The sequence below is a fragment of the Neisseriaceae bacterium CLB008 genome (assembly GCA_041228285.1).
Taxonomy (GTDB): domain Bacteria; phylum Pseudomonadota; class Gammaproteobacteria; order Burkholderiales; family Neisseriaceae; genus JAGNPU01.
Genome location: CP166133.1, coordinates 1,147,129 through 1,159,953 on the forward strand (window position 1 = coordinate 1,147,129; position 12,825 = coordinate 1,159,953).

Genomic DNA, 12,825 nt, shown 5'->3' on the forward strand with positions numbered 1-12,825 from the left:
TTCATGGATATTTGCCGCCATCAAGCCATTTTTTTTGTAGTGCATTGATTTTTATTTGAATTAATAAACGATGATGAGGAGGTTGGTCAGCTTCTTAAATCGGATCGGCGTGCTTTTCTGTAAGGCTTTTAAGGTTTCTGTGGCGTCATCTAGGGCGTACACGCCAGACACGGCATAGTGAGCCAGCTTTTGTTCGTCGTAGCGGATCCAGCCTGGATGATTGGCCTGTAACTTCGCCAGCAGTTCGGGGAGAGGCATGTGGTCGGCCACGATCATTTTGGACTGCCAGGCGGTTTCGGCACGGGCGTCTACCGGTGCCATAGGCTGTAAGGCGTGCTGGCTCACGGCAATTTGTTGGTTGCTGGTTAAAGCGGTGCAGGTTGAGGTGGTTGGCGCGTCATTGGTGCATACCTGAACCTTAGACTCAACCACGGTGGCGACGCTGGTGTGGTCGTCGAGCCGTTTTACGGCGTAAACCGTGCCCAAAGCTCGGGCCGTCATTTGCTCGGTTTCGATCATGAATGGTCTGGCGGCATCCGGTGCCACTTCGGCGATGACCTCACCTTGTGTGAGGCGGATGCGGCGCTCGGAGGCCGTGTACTGCACGCGAATCGCGGCGTCGCTGTTTAACATCATGCGGCTGCCGTCGGCCAGCATGACGGTTTTAATTTCACCTTCCTTGGTGCGATGCTCGGCGACCAGCCAGGCCGGCTGAGCCACATAGAAATAGCCCAGACCTAGGCTCACCATGATCAAGACGGCCGCTAAGGTGTGGTATTTGTTTGACTGTAAGGCAAGGTACTCTTTAGAGGTGGCCAAGAGGTCATTTTTGTTCTGTAGGTCTGAGATCGTTTGGTTTGGCGCCACCAGAGAGGTTAACGGCATGTCCTGCCATTTTTCGTGTAAATGCTTGACCTGCTGCCAAGCCATTTGGTGGAGCGGGTGTTCAGTGAGCCATGCTTGAAAACCAGCATGCTGTTCTGGTGTCTCCTCGGCGTCGCTAAAGTAGATGTGCCATTCAATGGCCGCCTTAATGTGTTCAGTACTGGGCTTATTCATAATAGGCTTGATGGCAAATCAACATGCAGCTGGCAATGTGGCGCTTCACGGTTGACGTTGAGCTTCCGAGCGTGTGCGCGATTTCTTGATAGGTTAGGCCATCAATATAATACAGTAGAAAAGTTTGCTGATGCAGCAGAGGCAGCTGGCTCAGCGCTTGAGACAGCTTGGTTAATTCTTGGATGATTTCGACGTGCTTTTCTGCACTGATGTGGGTGTAGTCAGACGTGGAAATCTCTAGGTATTGAATATAGCTTTGCGCCACCAGTTCATGCCGCACCTTATCAATTAAAAGGTTATTGGCAACGGTGCGTAAAAAGGCGCGTGGCTTATTGGCCGCCGTGTCTTTGAGTAGGTGCAGATGTGCCTCGCACATGATCTTAATAAACGTATCATGCGTTAAGTCTTCGGCTAAAAAAGGATCGCCGGATTTAATTTTGAGTAAACGCAGTAGCCAAGGACAATGGTTTTTATAAAACGCTTCCCATTCATCTTGATTCAGCAACGCAACGTGAGTGTCCACAGATCAGGCCCATTAAAATAAGCTGGTAATAATAGTAATCATTATCATTTGCGTCAAGCCTTATTTAATGATTATCGTGGCTAAGTGTTTGAAATATAGTAACTGCATAAGGCATGAGCATGGATATAGTGCCATGATGGATGATGTGGGAGCGGCTAGGCTTTTTACGGCCACAGAATGGATGAAACGCCTCTGTATTCGATCAGGCATTGACGTCATAATGGTTCTCTGGGCATGGCCATGACGATTCAGAGCCCCAGCAGGTTCTGTATTCAGCCATTATTTTGGGTGGCTGGGCTGAGGCTTAAAGCGGTGCGTTGCCGCTCAGCACATTTAAAGGGTTTACTTTCGTATGAATATTCGCCGACTGGGCGCAGCTGATGCGCATCAATTTAAGGCTTTACGGCTAGAAGGGCTGCAACAGCATCCAGAGGCATTTGGCGCCGCTTATGCAGTGGAAGCGGCACAGCCCATTGAGCACACGGCTGAATGGCTGAGCCAGGCGCTTGTGTGGGGTGGGTTTGATGCGCAAAATGTCTTAAAAGGCATCATGGGCTTGCATCAAGAACAGTCGCCAAAACGACAGCATGTGTCGACGATTTGGGGCGTGTATGTGGCTCCTGATTGTCGTGGTACGGGCATGGCTCAAGGTTTATTGCAGGCAGTCGTCACAGAGGCTAGAGGCGTGAGCTGCAGCATTCGGCTCGCCGTCGCCACGGATAATGAACCAGCTATTCGGCTTTATCAGCAGATGGGATTCACAATATGGGCCACCGAGCGTCAAGCGCTTTGGGTGGATGGCGTGTTTTACGATGAGTATTTGATGCGCTTGGATGTTGCTGAGCCGGAGCAGCCTAATGAGGCTTGAGGGTTAGGTGAAGGCCGTTAATCGTACAAAATGATGCCCAAAAAGGGGGCGGTCATTGGTCGCTTTTTAGCCTGAATATAGGTCTTTTTAGCAACGTAAACAGATAAGCATAACATAGCTGACGAAGGATGCTGCTTTGTTAACCTATTATTTTCTTAAATGGTTTAAGAAATAATACACTGAGGCCAAATCAGGCCTTGATCAGGCAATCCATGCGTCTTCGTTATTTTATTCTAGTATATTATCCGTATAGGTTTATCTTTACCAAGCATGGCTGCTGCCTACATGGGTGGCGGCCATTGTTTGGGCTAATGGCATTTTTAAGCAAGCGTATGTTCTGTTTTTACAAAGAGTCATTCAAATCAAAGCGTCATGATCAATCAATGTTGTTTGTATTTAATTCTATAATATATATGGGTAAACACTTTAGGAGAGTGTCATGAATCATATGGGTAGGACTATTTTAACAAATAAAGTCAGCCGGCCACGTTCTGTGGTGGCTCATTCAAGAACACGACAAAAGCCTTATAAATTACCGTTTAAAAAAACGATATTGGCCAGCAGCATACATGGCTTAGCCCTGCTTTTTCTGTTGAATACTGAGAGTTTTGCTCAAAATACTTATGATGGTGAGCAGACATCGCTTACCTCAAGTAGTCAAGTGGCAGGCAACCTACAGCAGCTGCTCGGTGCGGATCCCTTAAATGGTTATGTGGTGACAGATGCACAAGGCACCATTCTCAGCAGTGACGCTGTAGTAACGATTGATTACGACAAGGGGGCGGCACCTTCATTTGTGATCGCAGGGCATAATGGTTTATTTGAGAGCACGCAAAAAGCAGCAGCCACTAGCAATAACGTGGTGACCATCAAAAAGGGTGCGATCAATGGTGATGTTTATGCCGGCTTGGTGCACAATACGCCGGTCATTACCCCAATTGAATGCCTGTCTTTAGGCAAATGCGATGTTAGAAACAATCTGGATGGATTCGAGCTTACCGCCGATGCTAACCGTATCCAGTATGAGGCAGCAGATTCTATCATGGCTCAAGGCAGCTTAAATGCAGGCATTGTTCAGACGAGGCAAGAGCTAGCCCCCGTGGTTGGAAGCCATGTCACGAGCGCGTTTGCGCAGGCTATGGTCGACTCTAATAATGGGACATTGAGCAGCACCCAAAATAGCATTCTCATTAAGGGTGAGGGCAATCAATTCAATGATGCCGTCAATGCGGGGCTTGCTGAGATTTATCAAAGTATTGCAGGGATTGAAGCCGGCCATAAGGCCAGCTCTAACGTCACGGTTTTTCCTAAAGCCTTAAATAATCGGCTGTTAAGTAATGAAAACACCATCAGTATTGACGCTGCTAAGAATACTGTTAAGGGTGATCTTAATGCAGGTCAGGCCAGCATTAAGCAGGTGTTAGGTGACTTTATCAGCGCTGACTTTAGCGGTGCCAATACCCGCGCCAATGCGGATACGCGCGATAATCATTTAACGGCTAACAGCAACACGATTAGCTTGGTTGAGGGTCAGAATACCATTCAAGGCAGCCTCAATGCGGGTGTGGGCCTGATTGACATTCAATACGGCGCCTCGCATGCCGGGCCTAATGCCAACGGGACGGTGCAGCATGAGCACTCTGTTTACACCAATCAGGTCACGGCCAATCAGAACAGCATACGGTTAAACAGCGATCAAAACACCATTAGCGGTGACCTCAATGCAGGGGCGGTCAAAATCAGTACCGCTTATGGTGATGCTTTTGGCGGAGGAGCGGGCAATACCCTTAAGGTGAATCCGACCACCAGAAGAAATGAACTCAGCAGCCATGAAAACAAGATTCAGCTGTCAGGTAATCATAATGCCATTCAGGGCAGCCTGAATGCAGGACAAGCCGTGATCAGCCAAGCTCATGGACAAATCAGTGGTAAGGGGCTGGCGACGGGCAATTCACATTTTGACAGTAACACCGCGGTCAGTGATCGAAATACGATTGAGATTCGTGGCAATCAGAACACCATTCATGGCAACGTGAATGCGGGTGTAGCCCGTATGGATTATGCCTTTAAAAGCATGGATGAGCAGGCTCAAGGCTCAGGCTATATGAATAACAATACCGTGCACAGTAATGAGAACGTGATTCGTATTTATGGCAAACAAAATACCATTAAGGGGGACATTATCGCCGGCTACGCTGGAGCGAAAGTCAGCCTTGGTGACGTGAATAACGTAGAGAAATACCACACGCAAATTGCCAATATGGAAGCCGATGCCAATCGCAATAAAATTAATTTATTGGGCAGCTCAAGCTTAGGCGGCAGCATTTATGGTGGCTATGCCAGCCTAGATTTAGGTGAGCCGGATGAGCTGCAAGGGACGTTTACGTTCAAAGTCGATACGGGCAATGATTTAAACGCAAACCACAATACGATTAATATTGGCGGTAAGCACACGATGGACAATAAGGATGGCCATATTTATGGTGGTTATTTGGCGTATAGCACCGCTGATGGTAAGGCTTATCGGCCCAAGAAATATGATACCTTCACTGGCAATACCTTAAACTATGGCAACCTTAAGCCCATTAGTATTGGGACGATTGGCAACTTCCAAACGTATAATTTCATGTTGAACCCTGAGTTTGGCAATACCAACACTGCGCTGATTACGGCTGATCACATCATCATGGGGGCTAATGAAGACAACTTTAGTGGCCGCGTTAAAGGAGCGTCAGATGTATTCGTGAAAGCGATTTACTCGGGCGAAGTCTTGGAAACTGGGACTGAGTTTATCTTGATGCAAGGCGCCATTTCAGGCGAAGGGCAAGGGCATCCCTCGGAAGGCTTGAAGCAAATACAGCAAGGGATTTCTTTATTGTATGATGTTGAAACCAAAGTGGATCAGGATAACGGCAAGGTGACGGCCACCATTGTGTCAGGACACAAAAAACCCGATCCCAAACCTGATCCCGATCCAGACCCTAAGCCTGACCCAGATCCGGATCCTAAGCCCGACCCAGATCCAGACCCAAAACCTGATCCCGATCCAAAGCCTGATCCAGGCCCAACGGTTAATCCACAATTGAAGTCTTTATTAGAGGCCAACCTGTCAGGCTTGATGCTGCTGACGCGTGGTGCGGACAATATTGCCTACAACACGTTCCATGTCATTACCGAGCAAAATCGCCATAAAGGTTTGGTGCCCTTTATTCAAGCCTCAGGCCATCACAGTCGCTATAAGAGTGGTTCACATATTGATGCGGATGGTGCCTTGTTAACGCTAGGCTTTAGCTACCAAGATGAGCAGCTGGCCGGTGCTGCCTTTATTGAAAGCGGTACGGCTAATTACGACAGCTATAATTCATTTGCTCGGGCGGCGAAGGTGCATGGTAAAGGCGACAACCGTTACTATGGTCTAGGCCTTTATGGGCAATACGGCTTTGAAAACGGCGTGTATGTGGATGGCTCTTTGCGCGGTGGTCGTTTGCGTACGGATTATTCAACCAATGACATCCGTAACGCCGCAACCGATGAGGCGGTAGACTACAAGGTTAAAGGCAGCTATGTGAGCGCCCACATTGGTACGGGCTATGTGTTTCAGTGGCAGGATAGCAATCAGCTGGATGTGTCCTTGAAGTATTTGTGGACGCAGACGAGCAGCCATGACGTAGTGATTACAGGTGACCCCATTCATTTTGATCGCCTTAAATCTAACCGCATTCGTTTTAATGCCGAAAACAGCCATACGCTGAATACAGATTGGGCGTTCTTGTCTGGTTTAGGCTTTGAATACGAGTTTGATGGCAAAGCAAACGGCACGACCTATGGGCGCTATGACATTGATGAGGCCAGCGTGCGAGGCTTCACCACGATTGCGACCTTAGGTGCGCGCTATCAACCTGAATCCAATAAACGATTAGCCGTTGACTTTAAAGGTAATGGCTATGTGGGTAAACGTCAGGGGGGCAGCGTGGCCCTTAAGGTTCAGTATGCATTCTAACCCATGGGTTTAAATTGATGAGTTAAAGGACTTAGCGGATGGCTAAGTCCTTTTTTTATGGGTCAGGCTTTACGAGGTGTGTAAAGAGGGCCTGCTATTGAATCAAAGGGTTAACTTATATTGTCTGAGCACATTCATGAGGCTCCTGAGGCAGTTGGTTTGTTCTTAGACGAATCGTTATGGATGCCTTTAGCAAACGTGAAGACCAGAATCAAAGCTAATAATGCCATGCCGAACGTACTGAACATTAAGAACGTGCCATTGGTATAGTCCATAATCAAGCCGCCGACCAAGCTGCCAATCGTAATCAAAATCAGGAACATAAAGGTTAACAGCGCCGAGCCTTTTTCGATTAAGTGGGGTGCATGAATGTGCATCCAAATATTGATGCTAGCAGGGATAAAGCCGGCAGCAGCGCCCCACAAAGAGGTGAAGATGATCGCGTTTAGCATATTGGTGCTGAATAAGGCGAACGCCAAAAAGGCGATGGCCAGCAATAGGGCGGTGAGGGCAAAATTGTAGCGAGCATTGTGGCGCGCCATTAAGCTGGCGCTAAAATTACCCACTACCCCTGCAATCCCAAAAATTAACAGTAGGCTGGCAATTTGGCTTTCTGAAAAATCAGCGGATTGTTTAAAGAAAACGGTAAAGTAATTGTAGGCAGAAAAGTGGGCTAGAAATAATAGCGTAAATAATACTAATCCTTTACGCGCCAAGGGATGGTTGGGCATGAGTAATAGCTCCTTCCATTGTAATGGGGAAGCAGGCTTAAGGCGAGGTAGAGAGTAATATTGCATGATGAATGTGATGATGCCGACGGCCATCAAAATCATGTATGGCACTCGCCAGCCATAGTGGTCTGCTAACCACGACCCCATAGGCACACCCAATACAGTGACCAAAGTGACGGCCGAAAAGAAAATAGTGACGGCCGTTGCCGCAGACAGTGTCGCAGGTGCTAAGCGTGTCACTAGGCCAGCGGCCACGCCCCAAAAACCACCCAATGCAATCCCTAAAATAAAACGGCCGATCAGCACAACGGTGTAGTTGTTAGCGAAGGCCGTGATGCCGTTAGCGATGATCATAAGGAGCACCAGGGACAATAAAACAAACCGTCTGTCTAGGGTTTTGGCATAGATCGGGATGAGGAGGGATGATGCCATGCCTGCGATCGACGTGACGGTGACCGTCAACCCAGCGGTGCCTGCGGAGATCTGGAAGTCATGCGCAACATGGTTGAGGACGGCAATGGCAAGAAATTCGCCAGTGACGATGGCAAAGCAGGCAAAAGTGGCAGACAATAATGCCAGCCAGCTGCCTGTGTGCACGTGTGTGTTCGTGGTGGTCATAGTGGCTTTCTGTGTGTAAAAGGCTGTAGATTAATGTGCGTTAACTTAATTATGTATCGATCGATATGAAACTAGTGTGCTATTCTTGATGCGTTGACTCATTCTGTCAATTTATTTTTGTATCGATCGCTATAAAATTGTAAAAGCTAACTCATTTAAGTAGCGTAAGGACGCCATTTGGACACTAATATCACCCAGAAAAAGAAAGCGAAGCGAGGGCGCCCTAAGTGTTTTGACGAACAAGAAGCCTTAGAAAAAGCGATGTTGTTATTTTGGGCGAATGGCTACATCGCCACCTCCATTAGTGACTTAACCAAAGCACTCGGCATTACTGCGCCCAGCCTATATGGTTGCTTCGGTGATAAAGCATCCTTATTTAACCTCTGCATCGATTATTATCTAACCCATGAGGCATGCCCCGTCTTGTCAATCATGAAGCAGGCTAAAACCGCTAAAGTGGCCGTAGAACTATTGCTTTACGACGCCGTAAAGCGCTTTATACAGCCAGATAAGCCTTTAGGGTGCATGTTGGTGACGTCGACGATGGGCCATTCAGATCAGATTCAGCACGTGCAGCATAAGGTGCTAGAGAAAAAGTCGGACTATAAAGTGATTCTGATGGCTCGTTTAAGGCAGGGGGTGTCTGATGGGGATCTGGCAGCCGCGGCACCGATTGAGGCCATCAGCGATTTCTACATCACGGTCATCAACGGCTTAAGCATTCAGGCATGTGACGGCGTGGGCTTAGAGGCGCTCAATCAAGTCGTTTTCAATGCGATAAAAGCATGGGCTATTTTTGACCGTTGACTCAAAAACTAAGCCCACATCAGTAAGCCTACCTCCTGTGAAACACCATTTTTAAATATAAATTGACTAGTCAGTCTAGTTTATATACTGTGTTGGGCATCCGGTCAATTCAGAGAGAGGGTATGCACCCTAAATGAGTCAATTAATGCCCACCACAAGAATGATTTTAAGCCTATTTGCAGCCGTATTGGGTTTAGCCAGTACACCTCAAGATGCCAGGGCCTTTACCCCACCTTTTGAAAACCGTACCCATCCAAGGACTAAATTAACCGCCATGAATGATCAACGTATAGAAACTGAGTTAGCCCAATGGCTCGCCACTTTTAACCCGCACGAACCAGGATTCACCTTCATGGCTCGATTTGATGAAGGCTCTGAGTATTCAGGCAGCGTTGGCATGGCTGATTTGGCGCAACAGCAACCGCTTGAGGTGAACAGTATTTTTAACTTGGCGTCCGTGTCTAAGCAGTTTACGGCGTTTTCTATTTTGTTGCTGGCACAGGATGGATTATTAGACTTGAATGATCCTATCCAAAAGCATTTGCCGGAATTGCCGAACTATACTCAAGAGATCACGATTCAGGATTTAATTTACCATGTCGGTGGCATGATTGATTATATGGAGTTGGCCGAGCAACAGCAGATTGGGGTACAAGACCTATTAACGGCTAAGCAGAGCTTGTCTGATATTGTGTCCTATCCCAAAGCCTTTTTCCCAGTAGGGAATCGGTTTGACTACAGCAATACCGGTTATTTTTTATTGGCGCAAATCATTGAACGAGTTAGTGGGCAAAGCTATAAGGCGTTTGCCGAGCAGCGTATTTTTGTGCCGCTGGGTATGAAACACACGTTTATTGTGGATCATTATCCGACGCTGCCAAGCGTGGTGCATGGCTATGCGCAGCAAGCTTCGGGCCAATTTGTCCTTGATGAAAGCCCATGGGAGCAAACCGGGGATGGCGCCGTTCATTCGAACGTGATCGACCTCATGAAATGGGGTAGAAACTTGAGTACAGGCACGGTGGGCGGCCTTGAGCTAGTGCAGAAGATGGGTGAGTCATTGCCCGCGCTGAATCGAGCCGGGCAAAAAATCATTGACCATGAAAACTATGCTTTTGGCCTGTTTAAGGTTGAGCGATCAGGATTGCACACGCTAGAGCATTCGGGTGGCTGGGCGGGCTACGCCACCTATTTTATTCGTGTCCCCAGCCAACGCTTGAGCATTGCCGTTTTGAGCAATCAGGCTGATTTTTATGGGGAAACGGCGGCTTATAAAGTACTTGATGTGGTTTTGGGTCAGGCGCCTGCCTAGCGATAAATAGGCGGGCTGTTTCCATCGGGGCGGCCAAATCATCTTCGGCGCGCACATAAAAATCCCACCATTCATCATGGTGGGATTTTTATGGCCTCGAAAGGCCGACGCGTAAATGGCTTACAAATCAATTAAACCTTGTATCTCGGTTAACCGCTGTTGCCATGCCGCCTGTAAGGCGGGCTTTTGATGCGCTGGTTTTCGTTGTTGATCAGCCGCCAAAAGCGCTTCTAGCTGTACCCATTCGGCCAGTAATGCCTCTTCATCCAGGGTGGACGCTGGCGTATTTGCCTGTTGCTGACGCCCCGAATCTAACCCTGTTTGGGGCTCGTTAAGCTGAACACCATCTAATAAAGCCGCATAAACCTGTTGGGGCGTGTCGCACTCAAACCACTGCTGGTGTTGAATGAGGCCAAATCGCTGGCAGCTGTGTTCAATCAGCCATTGATCATGGCTCACGAGTAGTACGGCGCCAGAAAACTGTGCAATCTGTTCGGCTAAGGCTTCCTTTCCTTCCATGTCTAAGTGATTGGTTGGTTCATCCAGGAGCAGTAACTCATATTGCCCTAAGCTTAAGCCCACAAACAGCAGGCGAGCCCGTTCTCCGCCACTTAAGGTTTCGACCCGCTGCCCATGCCGTGCATAAGCAAACCCGGCGCCAATTAAGGCTTGTTTTCGTTCGTCCTCACTCAATGGCGCAAACACATACAAGGCATCACTTAAGGTGTCGTCATCGGCCAGCTGTTTCAGCTGCTGATCGTAATAGCCCACCTTAATCATGGGGTGAAAGCTGATGCCTGCGGGCGGGTGGCTGGCTTGATAGGCCTGCCATAGGCTGTGTAAAAAAGAAGATTTACCGCAGCCATTGGCCCCCATGACGGCCAAGCGATCGCCACTTTTGACTTGCCATTCGCCCGTGCTAAATAAAGGCTGCTCATTGACGGGCGTATTAATTTGCGCGTTGCGTAAGGCCAAAACGCGATCGGCTTTAATCGATCTACCTGTAAGGCCAAGCTGCCATTGGTAACCCTCTGTTAAAACGGTTTGCTTACTTTGTAAGCTGGCTAACTGCTTTTCCATTTTCTTGGCTTTTTTGGCAAAGGCTTCGTTGTCATAGACTTTGCCCCAAATGGCCAATCGCTTAGCGCTTTGGCTGATGCGGTCAATCTCTTTTTGTTCGGCGCCGTGGCGGTGTTCATCAGCCGCATCTTGCTCTTGTAAAGCCATCCTGGCTTTGGAGCAGGGGAGCTTAAAACAATGGATGCTTTGGTCGCGTAGAATCCAAGTAGTGTTGCAGACTTGATCCAGCAGCTGTTGATCATGCGACACCAAAACAAAGCTGCCGCGCCAGTTCAGTAAAAATTGGCTTAGCCACAATAAGGTAGGCAAGTCCAAATGGTTGCTGGGCTCATCCAAAAATAGCAGATCTGGCTGAGTCATCAGGGCGCGGCCCAGTAACAGCCGTGAATGTTGACCGCCGCTGAGTTGATCAACCGGTTGCTGAAATTGGGCTTCGGTAAACCCAAGTTCGGCCAGCAACACTTCGGCGCGCCATGCTTCAGAATCCCTTTTTTCCTGTGGTAATTTGCTCAATAAAGCCTCCACCATACTGACTTGCAATAAAGCATCAGGAAGGTGTTGTTCTATATAGGCATAAATACAGTGGCTAGCGTAGGCCATGCTGCCCTGGGTTAAGGGGATTTGCTGGGTGATTAAGCGTAATAAAGTGCTTTTACCGCTGCCATTGTGCCCAATGAGGCCAATGCGTTCTCCACGCTGAATGGAAAAGGAGAGCTGCTGAAACAGCGAGCGGGTGGGTGTGTCATAAGAAATGGATTGGATGGATAATAAAGTACTCATATTTGACTCATTTAGACGGTTTTTTGAAGCGCAAAAAACCTTGGGTTGTATCGTTGCGATCACCCAGTAAGCTGAATCAATTATCTGTTGCTGTGTATTGGCTCAGGCTGAGTTATCGCAGTGTTGAATGGACAAAACCCGAGCTGATTCGATTACCAAAAACGTGTGTATGATTAATTAAATGACACAGTTGCATCTTGTTTACCTCCTTTCTTTCGTTGGGTCGACACATCGCGATGACTGAAGTGTCGCTGATTTATTAAAGATCACACAGTATACAAATTAGACTAGATAGTCAATAATATTTAGCTGAGCCGATAAGCTCGATAGCGCACCCGTCGACCACCGCTGTGCTCAACCAGACGTAGGCCTGTTTTTTTTGCAGGGCTCAGGCTTGACTTAAAGTTAGCTTTAAGTTGTAAGATGCTGCATCCAGTATGATGGGCGTGGCGATCAATGGTCTGATTTGTGGCGCGAACGGCGGTCATCGTTAACCAAGCAAGCAATGATTAGATAAAGTGTACTGAATATGACAACAGAAAAAGAACATAAAATAGCGGCCGTATATTTATCGCTTATAGATATGGCGCACGCTCAAGAGCAAAGCCTACAGCAGCAAAGGGACAGCGTGCCCAAGCTTGGCTGTGATTTAAGCCTTATCCAAATTCACGCCTTACAGGCCGTGGCAGACATGCCCGTGGCAACCGATGCCGTGCTGGCCGCCCAGCTTAAGCTGCCAGAGGCAAGCCTGGTTCAGGCCATGATGAGGCTGTGGGATGAAGGGTTTGTCGAGGTATTAAAGTCTCATGATGAAGGTGAGGCGCCCCAATACCGAATCAATGAGAAAGGAGCGGTATTGCTGACTCAATACCATGATCTGCATCAGCGGGCTCAAGATCACTACCGCTTATTTTTAACCCAATACGATGAAGCTAGCCTAGACGTCATCCATTCATTTTTAAATGACTTGGCTGGATTTTTAAATAAAACATCAATCTAGCCTAAAAGGCACGCATATAGGCTATGTTAGGCATAGGGAAGGCACAC

At 48.0% G+C, this 12,825-nt stretch carries 9 protein-coding genes; 5 read left to right on the top strand and 4 right to left on the bottom strand.

The features are described 5' to 3' along the window. Positions 1 to 60: 60 nt before the first annotated feature. Both AB8Q18_05230 and AB8Q18_05235 read right to left on the bottom strand, forming a co-directional pair. On the bottom strand, positions 61 to 1,059 hold the full coding sequence (locus AB8Q18_05230; GenBank protein XDZ52458.1) for a FecR domain-containing protein: 999 nt from the start codon (positions 1,057 to 1,059) through the stop codon (positions 61 to 63). Then, a complete protein-coding gene (locus AB8Q18_05235) occupies positions 1,052 to 1,582 on the bottom strand; it encodes an RNA polymerase sigma factor (protein ID XDZ52459.1) in 531 nt (176 codons plus the stop codon). Before AB8Q18_05235 ends, AB8Q18_05230 begins: the two co-directional genes overlap by 8 nt. Positions 1,583 to 1,934: 352 nt before the next feature. Between AB8Q18_05235 and AB8Q18_05240 the strand changes: the two genes are divergently transcribed. Together AB8Q18_05240 and AB8Q18_05245 are read left to right on the top strand one after the other, a co-directional pair. Continuing rightward, positions 1,935 to 2,450, top strand: a complete 516-nt coding sequence (locus AB8Q18_05240) for an N-acetyltransferase family protein (protein ID XDZ52460.1) — start codon at positions 1,935 to 1,937, stop codon at positions 2,448 to 2,450. A 439-nt stretch (positions 2,451 to 2,889) separates the two neighbouring features. After that, positions 2,890 to 6,450 (top strand): autotransporter outer membrane beta-barrel domain-containing protein, encoded by a 3,561-nt coding sequence (locus AB8Q18_05245; protein XDZ52461.1) that lies wholly within the window; start codon positions 2,890 to 2,892, stop codon positions 6,448 to 6,450. A gap of 134 nt (positions 6,451 to 6,584) precedes the next feature. Here AB8Q18_05245 and AB8Q18_05250 read toward each other — a convergent pair whose 3' ends face one another. Next, positions 6,585 to 7,799: an MFS transporter gene (locus tag AB8Q18_05250; protein XDZ52462.1), complete on the bottom strand. Its 1,215-nt coding sequence runs from the start codon at positions 7,797 to 7,799 to the stop codon at positions 6,585 to 6,587. Between the two features lie 177 nt (positions 7,800 to 7,976). Here AB8Q18_05250 and AB8Q18_05255 point away from each other — a divergent pair, with 177 nt between their 5' ends. Next, on the top strand, positions 7,977 to 8,606 hold the full coding sequence (locus tag AB8Q18_05255; protein XDZ52463.1) for a TetR/AcrR family transcriptional regulator: 630 nt from the start codon (positions 7,977 to 7,979) through the stop codon (positions 8,604 to 8,606). A 145-nt stretch (positions 8,607 to 8,751) separates the two neighbouring features. After that, positions 8,752 to 9,918, top strand: a complete 1,167-nt coding sequence (locus AB8Q18_05260) for a serine hydrolase domain-containing protein (GenBank protein XDZ52464.1) — start codon at positions 8,752 to 8,754, stop codon at positions 9,916 to 9,918. Between the two features lie 120 nt (positions 9,919 to 10,038). On the opposite strand, the gene AB8Q18_05265 is transcribed toward AB8Q18_05260, so the two are convergent. Further along, the gene (locus AB8Q18_05265; protein XDZ52465.1) at positions 10,039 to 11,778 is read right to left on the bottom strand and encodes an ABC-F family ATP-binding cassette domain-containing protein; all 1,740 of its coding nucleotides are present in this window, start codon (positions 11,776 to 11,778) and stop codon (positions 10,039 to 10,041) included. Positions 11,779 to 12,307: 529 nt separating this feature from the next. On the opposite strand from AB8Q18_05265, the gene AB8Q18_05270 reads away from it, so the two are divergent. Continuing rightward, positions 12,308 to 12,778: a hypothetical protein gene (locus AB8Q18_05270; protein ID XDZ52466.1), complete on the top strand. Its 471-nt coding sequence runs from the start codon at positions 12,308 to 12,310 to the stop codon at positions 12,776 to 12,778. The last annotated feature ends 47 nt before the right edge of the window (positions 12,779 to 12,825 follow it).

Excerpts from the sequence above, each read along its gene's own strand:
- AB8Q18_05230 (XDZ52458.1), bottom strand. The coding sequence starts at position 1,059 with ATGAATAAGCCCAGTACTGAACACATTAAGGCGGCCATTGAATGGCAC.
- AB8Q18_05240 (XDZ52460.1), top strand. The coding sequence starts at position 1,935 with ATGAATATTCGCCGACTGGGCGCAGCTGATGCGCATCAATTTAAGGCT.
- AB8Q18_05250 (XDZ52462.1), bottom strand. The coding sequence starts at position 7,799 with ATGACCACCACGAACACACACGTGCACACAGGCAGCTGGCTGGCATTA.
- AB8Q18_05245 (XDZ52461.1), top strand. The coding sequence starts at position 2,890 with ATGAATCATATGGGTAGGACTATTTTAACAAATAAAGTCAGCCGGCCA.
- AB8Q18_05270 (XDZ52466.1), top strand. The coding sequence starts at position 12,308 with ATGACAACAGAAAAAGAACATAAAATAGCGGCCGTATATTTATCGCTT.
- AB8Q18_05265 (XDZ52465.1), bottom strand. The coding sequence starts at position 11,778 with ATGAGTACTTTATTATCCATCCAATCCATTTCTTATGACACACCCACC.
- AB8Q18_05260 (XDZ52464.1), top strand. The coding sequence starts at position 8,752 with ATGCCCACCACAAGAATGATTTTAAGCCTATTTGCAGCCGTATTGGGT.